Here is a 21,025-nt window from a genome sequence, read left to right as displayed (position 1 = left end):
GTGTCGATCGACGCCTTTCCCGACAAAAAGTTCAAGGCCGAGGTGGTGAAGGTCGGGAACAGCGCGGTCACCGGGAGCGCCGCCAACCCGACCGAGCAGACCACCAACTTCCGGGTCACCGTCGCCCTGCGCGAGCCGGTGCCCGGTATCAAGCCGGCCCTTTCGTGCTCGGCCACCATCACCACGGCGACCCGCGATGCGGTCCTGGCGGTGCCGATCCAGGCCATGACCATCCGGACCCAGCCGGCTCCCGGCGAGGGGAAGGACGAGAAGGGCAATCCGAAGGAGAAGGGCGGAGCGCAGGCGGCCCAGAAGACGGAAGAGAAGCCGCCCCAGGAGATCCTGGATGACGAGACCGACGAGTCACGCAAGGAGCGCGAGAAGGAGGGGGTCTTCCTGGTGCGCGACGGCGTGGCCCATTTCACGCCGGTGAAGACCGGGATCGGCGGCGAGCGCTTCTTCGAAGTCCTGGAAGGGCTCAAGCCGGGCGACGAGGTCGTCACCGGCAGCTACCAGGCGATCCGCGACCTGAAAGACGGCGATTCGGTCAAGGTCGACAACACCACCAAGACCAAGCCCGGAGATCAGGCGGCGACGCCGAGCTGAGACATGCTGATCCGCACCGAAGGCCTCACCAAGCGCTACGAAGTCGGCGGCGAGGAGATCTACGCGCTGCGCGAGGTGAATCTGTCCGTCGAGCGCAACGAGTACATGGCCATCACGGGCCCCTCCGGCTCCGGCAAATCCACCTTGATGAACCTCCTGGGATGCCTCGATTCCCCCACCCAAGGGACCTATTACCTGAACGACCAGGAGGTCAGCCAGCTGGGGGACGACCGGCTGGCTGAGATCCGCAACCGCGAGATCGGCTTCGTCTTCCAGACCTTCAATCTGCTGCCGCGCGCCACGGCGCTGCACAACGTCGAGCTTCCTCTCGTCTACTCCGGCGTTACCCGGGAGGAGCGGCACCAGCGGGCGCTGGACGCCCTCAAGTCGGTGGAGATGGCCGATCGCGCCACGCACCGGCCGAACGAGCTTTCCGGCGGACAGCGCCAGCGCGTCGCCATCGCCCGCGCCCTGATCAACCGCCCTTCGCTCATTCTCGCCGACGAGCCCACAGGGAACCTGGATAGCAAAACCGGAGAAGACATCCTTCGGCTCTTCGAGCGCCTGCACGGACAGGGACAGACGATCCTGGTGGTGACCCATGAGAAAAAGGTGGCCGAGCGGGCGCACCGTGTCGTGGCCATCATGGACGGGCGCGTCGCCTCCGACGTCCGCCAGAAGGCCTGAGCGATGCCGTTTTCCGAAGGGCTGATGATCGCCCTGCGGGCGCTGTGGGCCAACAAGCTGCGCTCCATCCTCACCGTCCTCGGCAATATCATCGCCATCATGTCGATCATCGCGGTCATGTCGGTCATCCAGGGGATGAACGGCTACGTCGAGAACAAGGTGGCCGGCCTGGGCGCCAACGTCTTCGTCCTGCAGCGCGGCCCTTTCATCATCACCAGCCACGACGAGCTGGAGAAAATCCAGAAGCGCCGGCGCATTACCCTCCAAGACCTGAAGGCGGTGCGCGAGAACGTCACCACCGCGAAGTTCATCGGAGCCTTCGATTCCAGCCCGGCGAAGGTGCGCTACAAGGAGCGCTACGTCGAGCAGGTGGATGTCCAGGGACAGGACCTGCCGGTCCTGCTGCCCGCGAATTTCGAGGTGGCGCGCGGCCGCCTCTTTGCGCGCGCCGAGATCGATCGCTCGCGGCCGCTGGTGGTGCTGGGCAGCGAGGTGGCCGACAAGCTGTTCGAGAAGGCCGACCCGCTGGGGAGGGAGGTTCACATCCAGGACGTCGCCTACACCGTCATTGGAGTGGGCAAGGAGCTGGGGTCGGTCCTCGGCGTGAGCCAGGACAAGATCGTCCTGATCCCGTTGACCTCGTACCAGAAACAGTTCGGCACTCTCGGATCGATCTCGATCCCGATCGAGTCGCTGTCGAAGGAGACGGCCCCCGCGACCAAGGACGAGGTGCGCGTCGTGATGCGCGTGCGCCACTCCCTGAAGCCGAACCAGGAGGACGACTTCGCGGTGGAGAGCTCCGAGTCGCTCACCGATTTCTGGAAGCAGATCTCCCAGGCGATCTTCACGGCCGCTTCGGGCCTGGTGGCGCTGTCGCTGGTGGTCGGCGGCATCGTCATCATGAACATCATGCTGGTCTCCGTGACCGAGCGGACCCGCGAGATCGGCATCCGCAAGGCGCTGGGGGCCAAGCGGCGACACGTTCTCTGGCAATTCCTCATCGAGTCGATCGCCCTGTCGACGCTGGGAGGGCTCATCGGCGTCGCGCTGGGGTGGGTGCTGTGCGCCGTGATCCAGAAAGCCACCCCGATCCCGGCCACCCTCAGTCCGGTCGCGGTCGTGCTGGCCCTCATCATCGTGTTCATGGTCGGCCTGATCTTCGGGATCTATCCCGCCAACCGGGCCGCCCGGCTCGATCCGATCGAGGCGCTGCGCTATGAATAGGTCCGCCGGGCTGATGGCGATGGAGAACCTGCGCATGTCCGTGGCGACGCTGCGGGCCAACAAGCTGCGCTCCATCCTCACGGTGGTCGGGATCTTCATCGGCATCACCGCGGTGGTGGGGATGACCTCGCTGGTGCGTGGGCTCAATGCCTCGGTCCAGAGCCTCATCCAGGGGGCCGGCCCGCACATCATCTTCCTGCGCAAGTTCGAGCCCGCCCTGTTCGTGGGCGGGCTGCCCGAGGAGCTGCGGCATCGCAAGGACTTCAAGGTGGAGGATGCGGCCGCGATTCGCGAGCTGCCTTCCATCAGGGAGTCTTGCCCGCTGGTCCCCTGGAGCGATGTGCTGCGGGTCGGGCGGCGCAAGACGGTCCGCCAGTTCGTCCTGGGCGCCTCGGAGGCGTTCCTGCAGGTGCGCAACGTCGAGATCGGCTACGGCCGCTTCCTGACGCGCGAGGACGTCGAGCACCGCCGCAACGTGGTGGTGCTGGCGGAAGGGCCGGTGCTCACGCTTTTCCCGAACCAGGATCCTCTGGGGCGCAAGGTGCGCATCGGGCAGGACCAGTACACCGTCATCGGGACCTTCAAGAAGTTCCCCAACCCCTTCAGCCGCGAGCCGGACCAGTACGTCGTGATTCCCTACACGACGCACCAGAAACAGTTCGGCAAGCAGGAGGTCTTCATCGACTCGGTCCCCTGGAGCCCCGCGGTGAAGGACACCGCCATCGACGAGATCACGCAGCTGATGCGGGTGCGCCGCAAGGTGGGGCTCGGCAAGCCCAACGACTTTGCCGTCCTGACGCAGCAGACGCTGCTGAATTTCTGGAACGACATCACCAAGGCGCTGTTCGGGGTGATGATCGCCATCTCCTCCATCGCCCTGCTGGTGGGCGGGATCGGCGTCATGAACATCATGCTGGTCTCCGTCACCGAGAGGACGCGTGAGATCGGGGTGCGCAAGGCGATCGGGGCGAAGCGCCGCGACATCCTCTGGCAGTTCCTGATCGAGGCCTCGATGCTCACGGCGGCGGGAGGGGTGTTCGGCATCAGCGCCGGAGTGGCCCTGGCCTGGCTGGTAGATGTCCTGTTCCACTTCCCGGCCTCCGCCACGCCGCTCACCATCAGCATTGCGTTCTTCTCCTCGGCGAGCGTCGGTCTGTTCTTCGGCATCTATCCGGCGAACCGCGCCGCCCGGCTCGATCCGATAGAAGCCTTGAGGTATGAGTAGACATCCTGTGGAGGAACGCTGCGGCTGAAGTATTGGCGGCTTAGGACTGACGGCTGAAGATCGCCGCAGTCCAACCCGCCGGCTACGGCCGGCGACTGAGGAACGTCGCGGCCGTAGGTACTCAGATCAATGTTCAGGAGGAGTTCACTATGGCGGCTAGAAAAGTTCAGACCCACCCTGCGAAGCGCGCCACGACCGGGATGAGCGACGAGGCGGTCTTCAAGAAGACCGGAAAGACCTGGGAAGAGTGGTTCGCGGTCCTGGACCGCGCCGGCGCGAAGCAGATGAGCCACCAGGAGGTGGCGAACCACCTCTACACCGTCGAGAAGATCGACGGCTGGTGGAGTCAGATGGTGACCGTCGGGTACGAGCGCGAGCGCGGCAGGCGCGTCAAGCACCAGAGCGCGGCCGGCTTCCAGGTCTCCGCCACCCGCACGCTTCCCGTGACGCCGGACCGGCTGTTCAAGTCGTGGAGCGATACGCGGGCCCGCAACCGCTGGCTGAAGGGCGCTCCGCTGGAAATCACCAAGGCGAATCCCGGCAAGAACATCCGGGCGCGCTGGGAGGGGGGGGAGAGCAGCCTGGAGATCCGCTTCGTGCCGAAGGGGACGGAGAAATGCCAGGTGACGGTGGACCATACGCGGCTTCCGGACGCGAAGGCGGCTGCCAAGATGAAGAAGTTCTGGGGTGGGAAGCTGGAGGAGCTGATCGAGATCCTGGCTCCCTGAGGTCCGCATGGCGGTCAGCCAGGGATTTCGCGAGTACGTCCGCGAGCAGATCGAGAGGGTCGCGCCGCTGTCGATGCGCGCCATGTTCGGCGGCGTGGGACTCTATTCCGGCGGGGTGTTCTTCGCCCTGATCGACGACGACACGGTGTTCTTCAAGGTCGACGATCGAAATCGTCCCGACTTCGAAGCGGCCGGCATGCAGCCGTTCCGCCCTTTCGGGGACGATCGCACCTCGATGCAGTATTACGAGCTCCCCGCCGAGGTGCTGGAAGACCGGGAGGATCTGCGCCGCTGGATGAGAGGAGCGCTCCAGGCCGCATTAGCGAAGAGAAAGAAGCTCCGACCCCGCAAAGCGTCATCCTCGAAAAGCCGGCGAAAAAAGTAAGCGAGAGCGACCCGATGTCTGGGCCGGCAGTGCCCAGGTTCGAGGGTCGAGCGAGGCTTCCCGACTAGCGGCCGGTGAAGCGCGGGGTGCGCTTCTCGAGAAAGGCGCGGATTCCTTCGAGGGAATCCTCCGACTCCCAGCAGCGCTGCTGGGCGTGGCGCTCGTAGGCGAGCATCGCGGACAGGGAAGAAGTAGTGCTGCGTCGCACCGCTTCGCGCGCAGCGAGGAAGGACATGGGTGGGGCTGCCGATAGCCGCAGTGCGAGCTCGCGGGTTTTCTCCAGCAGCTGCCCGGCAGGAACCACGCGGTTGATCAGTCCCATGGCGAGCGCCTCGGCCGCCGGGACCATCGCGCCGGTGGCGAACATCTCCAGGGCGCGTGCGGGACCGACCAGCCGCGGCAGAAAATAGGTTCCTCCCCAGTCGGGATGCAGGCCGATCCGTGAAAAGGTCTCGCCCAGGCTCGCGGACTCGGAGGCGATGCGGAAATCGCAGGCCAGGGCCAGGTTACAACCCGCCCCCGCGGCGGCGCCGTTGACGCAGGCAACCGTCGGGGAGGGAAAGGACTCGAGCGCCGCGACCAGCTTGCCGCCGGCGTCGAGCCATTTGCCCACTTCTTCGAAGCCCACCTGTTTCTGCCTGAGATCGGCCATCACCGTCACGTCGCCGCCGGCGCAGAAGGCGTCGCCCGCGCCGGTCACGATCAGGCAGCGCACTTCACCATCGCCTGCTGCGCGCTGCACGGCCGCGAGCAGGTCCTCGCGCATGCTGCCGGCGAGGGCGTTCTTCTTCTCCGGACGGTTGAGGGTGATCCAGGCGAGCGGCGACTCGACGCGATAAAGGACGGGGCCGTCCTTCATTCCAGATCCACCCAGACGCTCTTGACCTGCGTGTAGTGCTCCAGGGCGGCGGCTCCCAGCTCGCGCCCGAAGCCGCTCTGCTTGTAGCCGCCGAAGGGTAGGGCGGGATCGTAGCGGTTATAGGTGTTGATCCAGACGGTGCCGGCCTTCAAAGCGCGCGCCGCGCGATGGGCCTTGGCGACGTCGCGCGTCCAGACGCCGGCGGCCAGTCCGTATGGTGACGCGTTGGCCTGCGCGATCGCCTCCTCCGGGTCGCTGAACTCCAGCGTCGAGAGGACCGGGCCGAAGATCTCCTCGCGGGCGATGCGCATCGTAGGCTGAACCCGGTCGAAGACGGTGGGAAGGACGAAGTTGCCGTCCATGCCCGCCACCTGGGCGCGCTCGCCGCCCGCCACCAGGGCCGCCCCCTCCTCCTTCCCCAACGCGATGTAGGAGAGGACCTTCTCCACCTGCTTCTTGCTGACGATGGCTCCGAAGCGGGTTTTCGGATCGAGCGGGTCGCCGGGCACCATCTTCTTCGCGCGGCCCACCAGCTTCTCCAGGAACTCGTCGTGGATCTTCTTCTCCACGAACAGGCGAGAGCCGGCGGCGCACACCTCGCCTTTTCCATAGAAGATGCCGATCGTCGCGCCCCGCACGGCCGCGTCGAGATCGGCGTCGGCGAAGACGATGTTGGGCGATTTCCCTCCCAGCTCGAGCGTGATGCGCTTCAGCGTCTCGGCGCCCGATCTCATGATCTCGATGCCGGTCTCGGTCGCTCCGGTAAAGGCGATCTTGTCGACGCCAGGATGCTTCACGAGTCCCATCCCGACGGTGCTCCCTTTGCCGGTGACGACGTTCAGCACCCCTTCCGGCAGGCCGGCTTCCTGGGCGATCTCGGCGAACTTGAGAGCGGTCAGGGGCGTGTCGGAAGCGGGCTTGAGGATCATGGTGTTGCCGGCCGCGAGCGCCGGAGCCACTTTCCAGATCGCCAGCAGCAGCGGGAAGTTCCAGGGAACGATGGCGGCCACCACGCCTACCGGCTCGCGCAGCGTATAGGTGAAGGCACCGGCCCGCGCCGGCAGCGTCTCGCCGCCGATCTTTGTGGCCCAGCCGGCGTAGTACTGCAGGATCTCCGCCTCGATCGGGACCTCGACCATGCGCGATTCGAAGATTGGCTTGCCGTTGTCCAGGGTCTCGAGGCGCGCCACCTCGTCGGCTTTCGACATCAGCAGGTCGGCCGTCTTCCAGAGGATCCTGCCCCGCTCGGCAGGGGACATCTTCGGCCACGCGCCTCCTTCGAAGGCCTTGCGCGCCGCGGCCACCGCCGCGTCGACATCCTCCGGGCCGGCCGAAGCGACCTTGGCCAGGACCTGGTTGGTGGCCGGATTGATCGTCTCGAAAGTCTGACCGGATCGGGCGTCGGTCCAGGCTCCGCCGATGAACAGCTTTCCTGAGGGAAGTGCGAAGGTGGCTTCGGCTGACATGGAGGTTGCTCCTGACCGGAAGGGGATGATTTGATCTGGACCGGAATGCGCGGTCATCTTAACAACCGTCACTCAGAAGCGTCAACAAACGATCCGCGAGGACATCCCTGCAGCGACGGATGTGTAATTGTAATGAAGCTGCATTCGTGCTCCCTCGAGCTGTTCTAGGTATTCCGCGGTAGCTCATCGCTCCAGGATGTAATTCGACATGCTCGAACTGTAAGAGATGTAATCAGGCTTGCTTCCCCGGTTCCCGATCGTCGGGTCAATGGCCGGAAGCGCGGCCGGCAACTGCTGTACAGGCCATGGGTTGAAGACCTGTTCCAATCAGGCGCTCAAATCCGGCGCGCAAGGCATCGGTCTTGCTAAATCTTTCGTTGAGGCGGGCAGAGGATGCCTGAGGGGGGCGAATCAACGACCGGGTCCCCCGTCGCGACCATCTTCTGCCCGCTGTTTTTTCTTTTCCAAGGTTTGACCCTTCCCGCGCCACGCCACTAGAATCACCGCATGCCTTCGCGGCCGCGGACCCTCCCTATCTGTCTGTGGATTGCTGCGCTTTGCTGCTTCCCCGCCAAGGGGAGGGCGGACGAAGTGGCGCTGCACGACTACGTCCTTTCCGACGTCGGCGGCAAGGAGACCAACCTCGCGCCGTACAAGGGGCGGGTCCTGGTGGTGGAGATGTTCGCCACCTGGTGCCCTCCGTGCCGCAAGGATCTGCCCGAAATTGCTGCGCTGCAGGCCGGTTATCCGACCGACAAGGTCGCCTTTGTGGCGGTGTCGGCCGACGGCGCTTCCGAAACCCTGCCCGCCCTGCCGAAGTTCCTCAAGGAGATGGATCTCAAGATCCCCGTCCTGGTAGGAGGGGGCATCTTCGTCGATCGCTTCGCCGGAGTGGACAAGCCGGGCGGCCGCCAGGTCGTCCTTCCCCAGACCTACGTCTTCGACGGCGCGGGGGAGATCGTCGCCCGCTACGTGGGTGAGAACAAGAACAAGAAGAAATCGCTGACCGATCAGATCGACCGGATGATCAAGGGGGAAGCGAAGTGAGCGAGGCCCGAATCAGCGGAGTCTTCGACGCCCACATTCATATCCAGCCGTGGGAGCAGATGAAGCCCGAAGTGCTGGCGACAATGAAGAAGGGGCACGGCGATTTCGACACTCTGATGGGCTTCTCGCGCTCGGCCGACCGCTTCCTGAAGCATCTGGACACCGAAGAGATCGAGCGCGCCGTACTGGTGAACTACGTCAGTCCCGATTTGATGGGCTTCACCGATTCCGTGAACGACTACATTGCCGACTACTGCCGCGACCATGCCGATCGCCTGGTTCCGATGGGCTCGGTCCATCCGCGCTTCAGCAAGGACCCGGGGGCCGACGTGGATCGCCTGGCCGAAATCGGCGTCAAGGCTCTCAAGGTCCACCCCCCGCACCAGCTCTTCTTCCCGAACGACTATCGCACCGGCCGCCTCCCGCAGCTCGAGGCGCTCTACCGGCGCGCCGCGGCCAACCGCCTGCCGGTCATGTTCCACACCGGCACCTCGATCTTCCCGGGAGCGCGCAACGTCTACGGCGATCCGATTACCATCGACGACGTGGCGGTTGATTTCCCCGATCTGACGATTGTCCTGGCGCACGGGGGCCGGCCGTTGTGGGGAGACACCGCCTTCTTCCTGGTGCGCCGCTTCAAGAACGTCTACATGGACATCTCCGGGATACCGCCCAAGGCGGTCCTGAAGATGTTCCCCCGCCTGGAGGAGATCTCTCACAAGGTCCTGTTCGGGTCCGACTGGCCGGGTCCGGCGGTGCCCGCCATCTCGCGCAACGTGCGCGAGATCGAAGCGCTGCCACTGACCGACGCGGCGCGCGCGCGTATCCTCCGGGACAACGCCTTGTCCGTCTACCTCCCCGGGAGCGGCGCATGAGCGAAGGCGAGCTGGCTCCCTCCGACCTCACGGAAGGCCTGGAGCACTTCAATCGCGGTGATTACTTCGAGGCGCACGAGGCCTGGGAGAAGACCTGGTACGGGCGCGAGGGGGAAGAGGGACGCTTCCTCAAGGGGCTCATCCAGGTCGCCGTCGCCCTGTACCACCTGGAGTCGGGAAACCTGAACGGCGCCAGGAAGGTGATGGGCACGGCGCTCGACTACCTCAAGGAGTTCGATGAAGTCCGTACGGGAGTCGACCTGGGGGCTCTGCGGCGCCAGATGGATCCGCTCCTGCGGGAGCTGGAGGCGGGAAACGATCCTTACCCCGGCGTGCAGCAGGCACCCCCGAAGATGGTCCTGCGCGACGCCTAGCTGAAAGGCCTCGGAATGGGTAATCCGGAAATCCTGGTGGTTGGAGGCGGGGTCATCGGTTGTGCCATCGCACGCGAGCTGGCCGGGGCCGGCTGCAAGGTCGTTCTCCTGGAAAAGGACCGCGTCGCCGCCGAGGCTTCCTCGGCCGCCGCCGGGATCCTCTGCTCGCAGCTGGAAGCGGAAGTCCCGTCTCCTCTGGTCGGGCTGGGGATCGAATCGTTGCGCGGCTATGCCTCGTTCGTCGAGGCGCTGAGCGCGGAGACCGGCATCGATCCGGAGCTGGATCGCGGCGGCATCCTGATGCTGGACATGACGCGCGAAGACGCGGCCGCCTCCGACCGGCTCCTCTCCTGGCAGGGACCCGCCGGGCTGCCCGTGGAGAAGCTCACGAGCCGTCAAATTGCGGGGCTCGAGCAGGGCCTTGGCACGAGCCTGATGAGCGGATTGCTGTTTCCTAAGGGAGGAAGGGTCGAGCCCGGCACTCTCACGCGCGCCCTGGCCGCGGCGGCCCGCGCCCGTGGCGTCAGAATCCGGGAAGGCTGTCCCATCGCCTCGCTGATGCGCGACAAAGACCGCATTACCGGAGTGCTCCTTGAAGACGGGGAGCGCATTGCGGCGGACCGGGTCATCCTGGCCGCCGGCGCCTGGAGCGCGCGGCTGCTGCCCGAGGTCAAGGTGGGGGTTTTCCCGGTCCGAGGCCAGATCCTGCTGCTGGATGCGCGGCGTCCGCCGCGCCGCCACTCCCTGGTGACGCCGCGCGTCTACCTGGCCTATCGGCGCGACGGAACGGTCCTGGTCGGCAGCACGCTGGAGAAGGTGGGCTTCCGTAAAGCGGTGACCCCGAAGGCGATGCTCAAGCTGCTCGCATCGGCGCTGGTGCTCGACCCGTCGCTCGAAGAGGCGGAGCTCGCCGGCAGCTGGTCGGGATTACGCCCCGGGACCTCCGACGAGCTTCCTTTGATTGGCCCGGTCATGGAGGGGCTGTGGCTCGCCACCGGCCACTACCGCAACGGTATCCTCCTGGCGCCTCTCACGGCGGCGGTTACCGCCGAATGGGTCGTCCGAGGCACGATCAACCGGCTGCTGGAGCCCTTCTCTCCTCTGCGGACGCCCATCCCGGCGGCCCACGCATGATCCGCGGCTGCCCGCTCTGATGTCCTCGTTCCTGCGGGTTTTGCCCGCGATCGCCCTCGGCATCGTGTTCCTGGCCGCGGGAATCCTCAAGGCGGTCGACCCCGACGAGTTCGCCCGCCAGATCGCCACTTACGGCATCGTTCCGGAGCTAGCCGCGAGGCCGGCTGCCTACCTCCTGATCCCGGTCGAGATTGCTCTCGGAGCGGCGCTGGTGATCGGCTATCGCACCCGAATCGCGGCGCTGCTCACCTCGGCTCTGCTCGTTGTCTTCATGGCGGCGACCGCCTTTGCCTGGTCGCAGGGAAGAACCGAGGGATGCGGCTGCTTCGGATCTTTCGCATCGCGCGGGCCGGGGGATGTCCTGCTCGAGGACACGTTGTTCCTGGCGCTGGGGGTGCTGGCGTTCCTGTTCGCGCCGCGTCGGGCCGGGGTCTGGCGCGCCGCCGCGACGGCCGGGGTCGCCCTGGCGGCCGGAGTCGCCTTGCCGCTTGTCGCCTACGCGCTGCCTCTGGACGGCGTGGTGACGGGGCTGAGAGTGGGTCTTCCGGCGGGCGCCCTGCAGCTGCACGAATCGCCCAGCGATCTAGGCCGGGGGAAACACCTGGTCGCCCTGTTGAGCCTGAATGATCCCGGCTCCCGCGACCAGGTCAAGAGGCTGAATGCCCTCGCCGCCGCGGGCAGAGCCGAGGTGATTGCCTTCTACGGCGGGGAAGTGGATGACAAGACGATTTTCTGTTTTAATACCAATCCGAGCTTTGAGGTGGTGGCAGTCCCCCCGAGCGACCTGAAGCGTCTCTATCGCAAGCTACCCCGCTTTTTTCTCTTGAACGACGGCAGGGTTTCGCGCATCTGGGAGAACGTCCCGCCAGCTCCTGAGGAGGTTTGATGAGGCGACATGCAATCGTGGCGTTGGTGGCCCTGACGGCCCTTCCCTCGGTGTGCCAGTGTGCGCCGGGAAACGACACCCCGACGCAGGCTGCCGTCAGCGAGGTCCCGCAGGGCGCGGCCAGTGGTGCCCGGCCCGGAGTCGTCCCATTCGTCCCGACCTCCACCTTCAAGGTCGAGGTCGACGGCGCCGAGATCCGCACCGCCGAGACCTACATGAGCGAATCCGGACTCCTCATTCTCGGCTGCAGCCTGAAATTCCCGGTCCTTGTGGTCAGCTCCGACCAGTCGGTGCGCTACATCCCGCAGGAGAACGTCGTGCGGGACCCGCAGGGCAACGTGAGCACGAAGGGGACGCCGACCGACCCGATCTGCACGTACCAGACCTCCTCCGGCCAGATCATCTTCTCCGCCGAGGGACGCAAGGTGCGCCTGAGCCCCAAGCCGCCGCTGGTGGGGGACACGACCCTGGACAAGATCTACGCCCACAGCCCCGACTTCGAGTCGCGCGTCAAGGGCTATACGCCGAACGAGGCGGCGGTGCAATACCTGAGCAAATACACCCACAAGACCGACATGCAGATCTACTTCGGCACCTGGTGCAGCGTCTGCGAGGCCTGGGTCCCGCGCCTGGTGAAATCGCTCGACAGCTCCAAGAACGCGGCCTTCGTGCCGCAGTTCCACGCCCTGCCCAAGAACTTCATGAGCGATCCGGCGGTGAAGAGCAAGGGAATCACCGGCGTCCCGACCATCATTCTGATACAGGACGGCAGGGAAGTCGGGCGGCTCGAGGGGCGTCCCGAGAGCGGCACGATCGAAGAAGCTCTGGCCAGGGTCCTGCAAACAGCAGCCCCGTAAATCCAGCGAAAAAACCGAGAAGGATGAGATGAGCTATTGCGCCCGGGGGCGGGGACGCTTCCGGATGTAGGAGTAATCGCGCGCGGCGGCATGGATGCGCGCGATGTCCTTGAGGGAGAAGTAGCGGCGCATCAGCTCCGTCTCGCGCGACTGGTCGGTCCCCGATACTGTGGTGTTGTCGGTGCAGATGGCGACCGGCACCCCGTGCTCGACGAAGGTGGCGATCGGGTGCTTCTCATCCCCCCGGACCGCGCCGGTCTGGTAGTTGGACGTGAGGCAGCATTCCACCATGATCTTGTCGCGCGCCAGCCGGCGCATCAGCACCTTGTCCTTCGCCGCCGAGCAGGCGTGGCCGATGCGTGAAACCCCGAGATCCTCGATCGTCTGCCACACCACCTCCGGTCCGACCTCCTCGCCCGAGTGCGCCGTCAGCCCCAGCCCTCCTTTGGCGGCAATCTCATAAGCTTCCCGGAACAGCCGCGGCGGCGTGGAGCGCTCCGGTCCGGCGATGTCGAACCCCACCACCCCGAGCCGATCGTGCAGGTGCTGCGCCTCGGAGATGGCCGATCGCGCCAGGATCTTGGCGATGTGCGGACCGTGCTGGCGCATGGCGATGATGATCAGCCCGCACTCGATGCGGTGCCGCCGCGACGCATGGTTGAGGCCGGAAAGCACCGAGCGGATCGCCTGGCGCAGCGTCAGCCCGGCGTAGGTGTGGATGACCGGCGAGTAGCGCAGCTCGAGCGTCTTGACCCCGTTATTTGCCGCCTCGCGGACGATGGCTTCCGTCACCTCGACGATGTTCTCGTAGAACTGGGTGATCCAGAGGGGATAGTGGAACTTGTCCAGGTAGGCCAGGAGCGTCCCTTCCTCGCCCTTCTGGACCGTGAGCAGCCGGCGCATCGCCTTCAGGTCGCGCACCGGGTTCAGCCGGTGGCGGCGCATCATGCGCCAGGTGGTCGCCGGTGGGATCGAGCCGTCGACGTGCTGATGCAGCTCCGTCTTGGGAAGGGAACGGACCCTCGTCTTGCCTGGCGGCACGCGGAGCTCCTCGAAAAAGTTGCGGGATTCTAGCCCAGCGTGTCACCGAAAGATAGCGCGTCGCCGGGCGCTTCGGAGCCAGCCGGCCGCTCGGGAAGGGGTCCCAGCGCCAGCAGGGCGGCCAAGGCCATCGCCGACGAAACGCCAAACAGCCCATTGATCCCCAGCGCCCCGACCCCCAGCGAGCAGCCGAGCATGCCGATCAGGTTCCCGAGGCCGTAGGTCATGGCGTTGTAGAGGCTCTGGCCCGAGCTGCGCAGCGCATCGGGGAACAACCGGTGCGTGGCGCTGACCGCCGCCACGTGGAACAGCGCGTAGCTCAGCGCGTGCAGCAGCTGTCCGGCGGCGAGGAGGATCGCGCCGGTGCCCAGGGCGAGCATGAGCCAGCGCACGGCGGCCGCCAGCAGGCTGGCCGCGATCAGGCGCATCGGCCCTTCTCTCGCGAGCAGCCTGGCCGAAGCGATCATCATCCCGATCTCGGCGACGACCGCCAGCGTCCAGTAGGCGCCGATGGCGGTGCGCGTGTAGCCGTGCCGATCCAGGTGCAGGGAAAAGTACGCATAATAGGCGGCGTGCGAGGCCTGCATCAGGGTCGTGGCGGAGAGAAAACGCAGCGTGGCGCGGCGCAGCAGCGCGCGCCTCAGGCTGTGGGGCGGGTGAGGCGGCTCCGGGCCTTTGCCCGGAAGGGCGGCGGCCGGCAGGAGGTTCAGGACCGACAGCGCCAGGATGCCGGTCACGACCCAGCGCTCCGAATAGCGATCCAGGAGGCGGCCGTACAGCAGCGTGGTGAGAATGAATCCGAGCGAGCCCCAGAGGCGCACCGCGCCGTAGGCGAAGCGGCGGCGATCCGATTCCTCCTGCACCATCCCCTCCACGAGGGGAATTGCCGGGACCAGGAAGAAGCCGTAGGCGAAGACCGCGGCGGCAATCTCGGCGAAGGAGCGGGCGCCGAAGAGCAGCGCGAAGGCGGCGCAGGCGCCGCCCAGCGAAATCAGGATCAGGCGCTTGCGATGCCCGGAGCGATCGGCCCAGAGTCCCCACATGGCGGGGAAGAGGAAGCGGCTGAGCGGACCGAGGGCCAGGAGCAAGGCGACCGCCTGCGCGCTGATTCCGAGGGCGTGGAGATAGAGCGGAAAGAAGGGGACGTAGATCCCCAGCGCCGCGTAATAGAGGAAGTAGAATCCGGAATAGGCCCGGTAGAGCCGGCGAGTCTCCAAGATTTGCTGGGCCCTTCGAGAAAGAGGCGCACCGAACGGGGGCGAAGATTATGGCGGTCAGCCAGCCCTGTCAACGACCGGAATTCCGCCGGATGAGCCGGTGAGCCGAAGCCGGAGCGGTCTCGGCCTTCTCCTCGCCCTTCTCTGCCTCGCCGCGGCGCCGAATCGTCAGGAGCTCGGGAGTCATCCGCTGTGGGACGACGGCAAGGCCGAGGTGAGCCTTTACGACGTGGAAGAGCCGCTCTACGGGACGTCGAGGCGCTTCGAAGCCCGGATGATCGTCGTGAAGGAAGACCTGCGTCTCGACACGCACGTCAAGTCGGATCGCGGCCCGATCCCGGGTGAGACCCGGGAGGTGCTCAAGCTCAACCACATCCGGCTGATCCCCACCGGGACCTACGACTACCACCAGATGCTCTCGGCTTACCTCGAGCGCGACTCGCTGCGGCCGGTGAAGCTGAGCATGGCCCACTTCGAATCGTGCGGCATCACCTTCGTGGAGCTGTTGACCGGCGCCGGGAGCCTGAAGCAGGTGTCGCACTCCTACTGGGACGGTGAAGCGGACCAAGATCTCTCGATTCCGTTCGCGCGGGAGGACCTGCTCGCCGATGCCCTGCCGCTCCAGTTGAGAGGCATGGCTTTCTCACGGACCGTGCCGCTGGCGGTCAATGTGCTGCCCAGCCGGATCGGAGGACGCGTGGCGAAGCCGGCGCTGGTGCCGATGACGCTGACGTTCAAGCCGGCGCAGCGACTCGAAGTCCCGGCCGGCGCCTTCGATGCCGTCGAGGTCGTGCTGCAGGGGCCGGAGGGAAAGGGGCGGTTTTTCTTCGATTCGGCTTTTCCGTATCTTTTGATCAAGATGGAAACCGCGGCGGGCGGCGTCTACAGGCTGCGCAAGTCGCTGCGGCTCGATTACTGGAACCACCACGACCCGGGGGATGAGAAGCTGCTCCGGTGAGGAGGGATGCGATGAAAGGCTTTGCGATTCGTTTGGCTCTGCCGGCGGCAGGCATCCTCACGCTGCTCGCCGGCGCGCCTGCGGCACAGGAGACCCAGCAGGCCCAGGAGGAGAATGGTCCCTCGCCGATCGTCCGGCTGGATGAGATCCGCACTCAGCATCCGATCAGCAAGGTCGACTCGCTGACCACCGTGGAGCTGCTGCGCGGCCAGGGAGTCAGCGCCCATCTCACGCAAGTGCGAACGCGCGTCCGTCCCCACGTCCACAAGGACCATGGCGAGACGGTCTACGTTCTCGAAGGAAGCGGCGTCTTCATCATGGGCGACCGCGTCTACATGCTGAAGGCCGGCTCGCTCCTCATGGTCCCGCGTGGTGTCGTTCACAGCTACGAAGCCAAGCAGCCTACTTCGGTCCTGTCGATCTTCGATCCCCCCTTCGATCCTGCCGACCGAATCTTCACGGACGAGCCCGCCCCGACGCCGTAGCCCCCGGCCGTGCTCCTGTGGCACGGCCCAGGTCAGTTGCATGGGCGCTTCGGTCCATTGGCGAGCCCACAAGACCGTCAGGTTTCTGATAGAGTCGGCGGCGTCTCAGTCTCGTCCATGAACCGACAATCGATGGTCTGCCGTGGATTCCCGAGGGACCGGCCGGTTGTCTGAGCGATGGTTCAACCCGCCTTCAAATCTGTCCAGGAGAATCGAGATGGACGCCAGACGCAGCTTCCTGCTTCGCACGGTCGTGCTCGCGGCAATGCTGGTCGCTCTGCTCGGTGGGAGCGCCTTGGCGCAGAGCGCCAAGCCGAACATCCTGGTGATCTTCGGCGACGACATCGGCACCTGGAACGTCGGCGCTTACTCGCACGGGATGATGGGCTGGACGCCGAACATCGACCGCATCGCCCGGGAGGGGATGCTGTTCACCGATCACTACGGCCAGCCGAGCTGCACCGCCGGGCGCGCCGCCTTCATCATGGGGCAGATGCCGATCCGGACCGGCATGACCACCATCGGCATCCCGGGCTCGACGCGCGGCATCCAGAAATCCGACCCGACGCTGGCCGAAGTCCTCAAAGCTCAAGGATACGCGACGGCGCAGTTCGGCAAGAACCATCTCGGCGACCGCAACGAGTTCCTGCCGACGATGCACGGATTCGACGAGTGGTTCGGCAACCTTTACCACCTCAACGCCGAGGAGGAGCCGGAAGAGCTCGACTATCCCGGCCAGAAGAACCCGGAATACACGAAGAAGTTCGGGCCGCGCGGCGCGCTGCACACCTGGGCGACGACGACCGACGACGCGACGGTCGACCCCAAGTTCGGCAAGGTCGGCAGGCAGCGGATCGAGGACACCGGGCCGCTGACGCGCAAGCGCATGGAGACCTTCGACGCGGAAGTGACCGACAAGACCCTCGACTGGCTCGACCAGCACGGCAAGGGGGACAAACCCTTCTTCGTCTGGTACAACTCGACGGCGACCCACATCTGGTCGCACGCGCCCGCGAAGTACATCCAGATGGCGGTGGACGAGGGGCGTGCGGAGCAGGACGTCGTGCGCGCCAAGATGATCGAGCACGACGAGCTGGTCGGATCCCTGCTGAAGAAGCTCGACGATCTGGGCGTCGCGAAAAACACCATCGTCGTCTATACCACCGACAACGGCAACGAGCTGATGTTCTGGCCCGACGGCGGCTACGCTCCATTCCGCGGCGAGAAGGGGACCACCTGGGAAGGCGGGGTGCGCGTCCCGTGTCTGATACGTTGGCCGGGGAAGATCAAGCCGGGAAGCATCTCCAACGGCATCCAGAATCACGAGGATCTCTTCGCCACGCTGGCCGCCGCTGCCGGGCTCCCGAAGCTGAAGGACGAGCTCCTCACCGGCAAGAAGATGGGAGCCGCGACCTACAAGGTCCACCTCGACGGCTACAACAATCTCGCCCACTGGACCGGGCAGAGCGAGAAGTCGACCCGTCGGGAGCTCTTCTATTACGACGAGACCGACCTGATGGCGGTGCGCGTGGACGGCTGGAAGCTGCACATCGGCGTGAAGCACCATGGCAGCTGGTTCGACGAGAAGTCGTATCCGAGCGTTCCCTACGTCGTGAACCTCCTGATGGACCCCATGGAAAAAATGACCCCCGATTCCGAGGAATGGGGGTATATCGCCCGGAAATTCGTCGGACAGAAGCTGTGGGCGCCGACCGCCGCCACGCCGTTCCTCGCCGCCCATCTGAAGAGCCTGGTGGATTATCCGCCCAGCCAGGGCGCCGACACCTTGAGCATGAAGAAGGCGATCGAAGGGGTTATGAAGAAGATGGAGTCCCCGCACGGCAGCAGCAACTGAAAAGGGTTTCCGGAGGAAAGAGCATGGCGGGAAAGGCCCCCGGCCGTGAGCGGAAAGAAAAGAGCGATCCGGCGTCGGAAGACGTCGAGGCATTCCTCGCGTCGCTCCGGCATCCCGCGAAGCCGGTGATCCTGGCCGTAAGGGAGACGATCCTCGCGGCCGATTCGAAAATCGCCGAAGGGATCAAATGGAAGGTTCCCAGCTTTCGCACCTCGGAATACTTCGCGACGCTGAATCTGCGACCAGGCCAAGGTCTCAGGGTCATCCTTCACCTTGGCGCGAAGAAGAGGGATCTCCCCAAGGAGGGGCTGGGGATCGCCGATCCCGAATCGCTGCTCTCCTGGCTGGCGGAAGACCGCGCGATAGTGGCGTTCAAGGACCTGGAGGATTTCTCGGCGAAGCGGAAAGCCTTCGCTCGGCTGATTCAGAAGTGGATCCAGCACGTTCAGTAAAGGAAGGTGCGTCAGGCCTTCTCGCGCAGGGCGCGCTTGAGGACCTTGCCGGAGGCGGTCTTCGGGAGCTCCACGACGATGCGGATTGCCTTGGGTACCTTGAAATAGGTGAGGTGCCGGGCGCAGTGGGCGATCAGCTCCTCGGGACTGGCCGCCTCCGGGCTGCGCAGGACGACCACCGCAAGCACCGCTTCACCCAGCTCCGGGTGGGGCACCGCGACCACCGCCGATTCGGCCACCTGGGGATGCGCCGCCAGGGCATTCTCCACTTCCAGTGAATAGACTTTCTCGCCTCCGGTGTTGATCAGATCTTTCATGCGGTCGACGATCGTCAGGTAGCCTTCGGGGCCGATAACCGCCAGATCTCCCGTCTTGAGCCATCCCTCCTCGAATGAAGCGGCCGTCTCCGCCGGGTTGTTCCAGTATCCTGGCGTCACCGTGGGTCCCCGGGCCTGGATCTCGCCGACCGCCTGCCCGTCGCGCAGCACCTCGGCGCCCGCCTCGTCGACCACTCTCACCTGCACGCCGCGCAATGGCCGCCCCGTGGTGCAGCGCAGCCGGATCTCCTCGCTGCGCGTCAGGGATCCCGGCGCCGTCGTATCGGGGCGCGACAGGGTGAGGAACGGGCTGGTTTCCGTCAGTCCGTAGGTCTGCGCATACTCGCAGCGGAAGGCCGCGAGGATCCGCATTACTGTCTCGGCCGGCATCGCCGCGCCGCCACTCAGGAGCAGGCGCAATCCGGGGAAGCTCCGGCACTCCAGCCCGGGCTCGCGCAGGATCCGGTGGTACATCGTCGGGACCATGTTGGTCATGTTCACCTTCCCCGATTCGAGCAGCGCGAGGGCCCCCGAGGCGGAGAACTCCGGCAGGAAGACGTGGCTGCCTCCCGATTGCGTCACCGCCCAGACGGCCCAGGCATCCGCCAGATGGAACATCGGAGCGAAATGACCCCATGCGACGTCGCGGTCCAGGCCCAGCTCGACGGCGGCGGCGTGCGCATGCGCCGCCAGGTTGCCGCGCGTCAGTACGACTCCTTTCGGAGCGCCGCTGCTGCCCGAGGTGTAGTAGAGGTGCGCCGGAGCGGAGTCATCCAGGCTCGCCTCCAAGGGATCCGGTCCTTCCGCGCCGGCGATCTCCTGCTCGTAGGAAAGAAACAAAGGACTCTTGAACGGCGGCAGCGGCCCTGTCCAGAGCATCGCCTTCAGCCCGGGCAGTCTGCGGAAGACGGGGGCCAGCCCCAGGAAGGTCGAAGGCTCCGAGACGATCAGGGAGACTCCGGCATCCTCGAGGACCGATTTCATCTCGGGAGCCGCGAGTCGGGGATTGACCGGCGCCAGGATGGCGCCGCAGTGCAGCGCGGCGAAATAAGTCTCGAAGAAGCGGTGGCAGTTGCGATGCAGGATGACGATGCGCTCCCCGGGCGAGACCCCCAGCCTCCGGAAGGTGGCCGAGAGCCGCAGGATGCGCCGGCGGGCATCGGCGTAGCTCAGCGATTCGCCGCCGCAGGCGACGGCGCACCCTTCACCCCTGCGCTCGAGCGCCTCGTCCAGGATTCGGGTCGCCAGCATCCTCTCTCTCCACCGTGAGCGCAAAACGCCGCCACGGAATTTCGGCTATCATAGAAAATCACGGCGGTCGCCGGCAACGGCGGCGCCGCGGGAGAGTCCTTCTGGAAGACGTCCTGACCGAGCTCCAGCGTCTGTGCGGCGGAGAGGAGATTCCCCTCGACCGCGCCGTTCTCCTGATCGCGCGCTCGGAGTATCCCGATCTCGATCATGCCCGCTACCTCGCCGAGCTGGACCGCCTGTCAGGGGTGACCCGGCGACGGCTTCCCCCTTCGCGCGATCCGCTCGAGATCCTGCAGGCCTTGAACCATGTCCTCATCGATGAGGAAGGGTATCGTGGCAACCAGGAGGACTATTACGATCCGCGCAACTCCTTTCTGAATGACGTCATCGATCGCAAGCTGGGCATTCCGATCACCCTCAGCGTCCTGTACCTGGAGGTTGCCCGCCGGCTCGCCTTTCCGCTGGCGGGAGTCTCCTTCCCTGGCCATTTTTTGGTGCGTCACCGCAGTGAAGAGCGCGACTTTTTCGTGGATCCCTTCCATCGCGGCGAGATCCTGACTCCGGGAGAGCTGCCGGGACGTCTCGCCGATCTGTTCGGCCCTGAAAACGCCGCGGAAATCCTGAAGAAGAACGGCAACCGCCTGCCGGAGGAGTACGTCACCCCGGCCGGTCCGCGGGACATCCTGCTCCGCATGCTCACGAATCTGAGAGAAATCTACCTGCGCCGGCGCGACCTGGGGCGAGGCCGGCACGTCGTGGCGATGATGCTTGCGCTGCATCCCGATTCGGAGCAGGTCCTCAGCTCACTCGCCGCCATCCGCAAGATCGAAGCCTCCCTCAACTAGTCTAGGAGCCGCCCGAAAACATGCCGCCGGTCCCCGACGTTCCCCGCATGGCGAAGGTGGTCGCCACGCTCGGTCCCGCCTCGCAGAGCGAATCAATCCTCTCCGGCCTGGTCGGCCTGGGAGTCGATGTCTTCCGTCTCAACCTGTCGCACGGGACCCGCGACCAGCACCGCCGCAGGATCCGGCTGGTGCGGCGGCTGGCCGCGAAGCTCGACCGCCACGTCGGCATCCTGGTCGACCTGCCCGGACCC

The 21,025-nt window shown here is 65.7% G+C and carries 23 protein-coding genes; 18 read left to right on the top strand and 5 right to left on the bottom strand.

Going from position 1 to position 21,025, the window contains the following annotated elements; all coding sequences use genetic code 11:
• The 6 genes from VFW45_07295 to VFW45_07270 all read left to right on the top strand — a co-directional run.
• Window positions 1-606, top strand: a 606-nt coding sequence (locus VFW45_07295; protein ID HEU5180580.1) for a hypothetical protein, incomplete at its 5' end; no start/stop codon positions are given.
• Window positions 607-609: 3 nt separating this feature from the next.
• A complete protein-coding gene (locus VFW45_07290; GenBank protein ID HEU5180579.1) occupies window positions 610-1,293 on the top strand; it encodes an ABC transporter ATP-binding protein in 684 nt (227 codons plus the stop codon).
• A gap of 3 nt (window positions 1,294-1,296) precedes the next feature.
• Window positions 1,297-2,517 carry an ABC transporter permease gene (locus VFW45_07285; protein HEU5180578.1) on the top strand — a complete coding sequence of 407 codons (1,221 nt, stop codon included), beginning with the start codon at window positions 1,297-1,299 and terminating at the stop codon, window positions 2,515-2,517.
• Window positions 2,510-3,742, top strand: coding sequence for an ABC transporter permease (locus VFW45_07280; GenBank protein HEU5180577.1), 1,233 nt, complete (start codon window positions 2,510-2,512; stop codon window positions 3,740-3,742). Before VFW45_07285 ends, VFW45_07280 begins: the two co-directional genes overlap by 8 nt.
• Window positions 3,743-3,891: 149 nt before the next feature.
• Window positions 3,892-4,470 (top strand): hypothetical protein, encoded by a 579-nt coding sequence (locus VFW45_07275; protein ID HEU5180576.1) that lies wholly within the window; start codon window positions 3,892-3,894, stop codon window positions 4,468-4,470.
• A gap of 7 nt (window positions 4,471-4,477) precedes the next feature.
• A complete protein-coding gene (locus tag VFW45_07270; protein HEU5180575.1) occupies window positions 4,478-4,855 on the top strand; it encodes a TfoX/Sxy family protein in 378 nt (125 codons plus the stop codon).
• A 64-nt stretch (window positions 4,856-4,919) separates the two neighbouring features.
• On the opposite strand, the gene VFW45_07265 is transcribed toward VFW45_07270, so the two are convergent.
• Together VFW45_07265 and betB are read right to left on the bottom strand one after the other, a co-directional pair.
• A complete protein-coding gene (locus VFW45_07265) occupies window positions 4,920-5,714 on the bottom strand; it encodes an enoyl-CoA hydratase (protein ID HEU5180574.1) in 795 nt (264 codons plus the stop codon).
• Window positions 5,711-7,180: a betaine-aldehyde dehydrogenase gene (gene betB / locus VFW45_07260; protein ID HEU5180573.1), complete on the bottom strand. Its 1,470-nt coding sequence runs from the start codon at window positions 7,178-7,180 to the stop codon at window positions 5,711-5,713. Before betB ends, VFW45_07265 begins: the two co-directional genes overlap by 4 nt.
• A 591-nt stretch (window positions 7,181-7,771) precedes the next feature.
• Here betB and VFW45_07255 point away from each other — a divergent pair.
• The 6 genes from VFW45_07255 to VFW45_07230 are packed head-to-tail and all read left to right on the top strand — an operon-like array spanning window position 7,772 to window position 12,353.
• Window positions 7,772-8,227 carry a TlpA disulfide reductase family protein gene (locus VFW45_07255; GenBank protein HEU5180572.1) on the top strand — a complete coding sequence of 152 codons (456 nt, stop codon included), beginning with the start codon at window positions 7,772-7,774 and terminating at the stop codon, window positions 8,225-8,227.
• Window positions 8,224-9,102: an amidohydrolase family protein gene (locus VFW45_07250; protein HEU5180571.1), complete on the top strand. Its 879-nt coding sequence runs from the start codon at window positions 8,224-8,226 to the stop codon at window positions 9,100-9,102. Before VFW45_07255 ends, VFW45_07250 begins: the two co-directional genes overlap by 4 nt.
• A complete protein-coding gene (locus VFW45_07245; protein ID HEU5180570.1) occupies window positions 9,099-9,476 on the top strand; it encodes a DUF309 domain-containing protein in 378 nt (125 codons plus the stop codon). The genes VFW45_07250 and VFW45_07245 overlap by 4 nt, the downstream gene beginning before the upstream one ends.
• A gap of 15 nt (window positions 9,477-9,491) precedes the next feature.
• Entirely contained in the window at window positions 9,492-10,610 is a 1,119-nt protein-coding gene (gene thiO, locus VFW45_07240) for a glycine oxidase ThiO (protein ID HEU5180569.1), read from the top strand.
• 19 nt (window positions 10,611-10,629) lie between these two features.
• Window positions 10,630-11,496, top strand: a complete 867-nt coding sequence (locus VFW45_07235) for a MauE/DoxX family redox-associated membrane protein (GenBank protein HEU5180568.1) — start codon at window positions 10,630-10,632, stop codon at window positions 11,494-11,496.
• A complete protein-coding gene (locus tag VFW45_07230; GenBank protein HEU5180567.1) occupies window positions 11,496-12,353 on the top strand; it encodes a thioredoxin family protein in 858 nt (285 codons plus the stop codon). The genes VFW45_07235 and VFW45_07230 overlap by 1 nt, the downstream gene beginning before the upstream one ends.
• Window positions 12,354-12,386: 33 nt before the next feature.
• Here VFW45_07230 and add read toward each other — a convergent pair whose 3' ends face one another.
• Both add and VFW45_07220 read right to left on the bottom strand, forming a co-directional pair.
• Window positions 12,387-13,394, bottom strand: coding sequence for an adenosine deaminase (gene add, locus VFW45_07225; GenBank protein ID HEU5180566.1), 1,008 nt, complete (start codon window positions 13,392-13,394; stop codon window positions 12,387-12,389).
• Window positions 13,395-13,423: 29 nt separating this feature from the next.
• Window positions 13,424-14,611 (bottom strand): MFS transporter, encoded by a 1,188-nt coding sequence (locus tag VFW45_07220; protein HEU5180565.1) that lies wholly within the window; start codon window positions 14,609-14,611, stop codon window positions 13,424-13,426.
• Between the two features lie 100 nt (window positions 14,612-14,711).
• Between VFW45_07220 and VFW45_07215 the strand changes: the two genes are divergently transcribed.
• From VFW45_07215 to VFW45_07200, 4 genes are all read left to right on the top strand, one after another.
• Entirely contained in the window at window positions 14,712-15,569 is an 858-nt protein-coding gene (locus VFW45_07215; GenBank protein ID HEU5180564.1) for a hypothetical protein, read from the top strand.
• Between the two features lie 11 nt (window positions 15,570-15,580).
• Window positions 15,581-16,054: a cupin domain-containing protein gene (locus VFW45_07210; GenBank protein HEU5180563.1), complete on the top strand. Its 474-nt coding sequence runs from the start codon at window positions 15,581-15,583 to the stop codon at window positions 16,052-16,054.
• A 217-nt stretch (window positions 16,055-16,271) separates the two neighbouring features.
• Window positions 16,272-17,909 (top strand): arylsulfatase, encoded by a 1,638-nt coding sequence (locus tag VFW45_07205; GenBank protein HEU5180562.1) that lies wholly within the window; start codon window positions 16,272-16,274, stop codon window positions 17,907-17,909.
• A 23-nt stretch (window positions 17,910-17,932) separates the two neighbouring features.
• Window positions 17,933-18,361, top strand: a complete 429-nt coding sequence (locus VFW45_07200) for a DUF1801 domain-containing protein (protein HEU5180561.1) — start codon at window positions 17,933-17,935, stop codon at window positions 18,359-18,361.
• Between the two features lie 11 nt (window positions 18,362-18,372).
• Here VFW45_07200 and VFW45_07195 read toward each other — a convergent pair whose 3' ends face one another.
• On the bottom strand, window positions 18,373-19,929 hold the full coding sequence (locus tag VFW45_07195) for an AMP-binding protein (GenBank protein ID HEU5180560.1): 1,557 nt from the start codon (window positions 19,927-19,929) through the stop codon (window positions 18,373-18,375).
• Window positions 19,930-19,943: 14 nt separating this feature from the next.
• Between VFW45_07195 and VFW45_07190 the strand changes: the two genes are divergently transcribed.
• Both VFW45_07190 and VFW45_07185 read left to right on the top strand, forming a co-directional pair.
• Complete coding sequence (locus VFW45_07190; GenBank protein HEU5180559.1) at window positions 19,944-20,774, top strand: transglutaminase-like domain-containing protein; 831 nt, start codon at window positions 19,944-19,946, stop codon at window positions 20,772-20,774.
• A 20-nt stretch (window positions 20,775-20,794) separates the two neighbouring features.
• The coding region (locus tag VFW45_07185) for a pyruvate kinase (protein HEU5180558.1) at window positions 20,795-21,025 on the top strand (231 nt) is incomplete at its 3' end.

This window comes from Candidatus Polarisedimenticolia bacterium, from assembly GCA_035764505.1.
Lineage (GTDB): Bacteria > Acidobacteriota > Polarisedimenticolia > Gp22-AA2 > AA152 > AA152.
Note: the sequence above shows the minus strand (reverse complement) of the source record. Positions and strands in the feature narration are given on the sequence as shown.

Excerpts from the sequence above, each read along its gene's own strand:
- VFW45_07245 (HEU5180570.1), top strand. The coding sequence starts at position 9,099 with ATGAGCGAAGGCGAGCTGGCTCCCTCCGACCTCACGGAAGGCCTGGAG.
- VFW45_07280 (HEU5180577.1), top strand. The coding sequence starts at position 2,510 with ATGAATAGGTCCGCCGGGCTGATGGCGATGGAGAACCTGCGCATGTCC.
- thiO (HEU5180569.1), top strand. The coding sequence starts at position 9,492 with ATGGGTAATCCGGAAATCCTGGTGGTTGGAGGCGGGGTCATCGGTTGT.
- VFW45_07290 (HEU5180579.1), top strand. The coding sequence starts at position 610 with ATGCTGATCCGCACCGAAGGCCTCACCAAGCGCTACGAAGTCGGCGGC.
- VFW45_07195 (HEU5180560.1), bottom strand. The coding sequence starts at position 19,929 with ATGCTGGCGACCCGAATCCTGGACGAGGCGCTCGAGCGCAGGGGTGAA.
- VFW45_07275 (HEU5180576.1), top strand. The coding sequence starts at position 3,892 with ATGGCGGCTAGAAAAGTTCAGACCCACCCTGCGAAGCGCGCCACGACC.
- VFW45_07265 (HEU5180574.1), bottom strand. The coding sequence starts at position 5,714 with ATGAAGGACGGCCCCGTCCTTTATCGCGTCGAGTCGCCGCTCGCCTGG.
- VFW45_07200 (HEU5180561.1), top strand. The coding sequence starts at position 17,933 with ATGGCGGGAAAGGCCCCCGGCCGTGAGCGGAAAGAAAAGAGCGATCCG.
- VFW45_07205 (HEU5180562.1), top strand. The coding sequence starts at position 16,272 with ATGGACGCCAGACGCAGCTTCCTGCTTCGCACGGTCGTGCTCGCGGCA.
- VFW45_07285 (HEU5180578.1), top strand. The coding sequence starts at position 1,297 with ATGCCGTTTTCCGAAGGGCTGATGATCGCCCTGCGGGCGCTGTGGGCC.
- VFW45_07270 (HEU5180575.1), top strand. The coding sequence starts at position 4,478 with ATGGCGGTCAGCCAGGGATTTCGCGAGTACGTCCGCGAGCAGATCGAG.
- VFW45_07210 (HEU5180563.1), top strand. The coding sequence starts at position 15,581 with ATGAAAGGCTTTGCGATTCGTTTGGCTCTGCCGGCGGCAGGCATCCTC.
- VFW45_07230 (HEU5180567.1), top strand. The coding sequence starts at position 11,496 with ATGAGGCGACATGCAATCGTGGCGTTGGTGGCCCTGACGGCCCTTCCC.
- VFW45_07235 (HEU5180568.1), top strand. The coding sequence starts at position 10,630 with ATGTCCTCGTTCCTGCGGGTTTTGCCCGCGATCGCCCTCGGCATCGTG.
- betB (HEU5180573.1), bottom strand. The coding sequence starts at position 7,180 with ATGTCAGCCGAAGCCACCTTCGCACTTCCCTCAGGAAAGCTGTTCATC.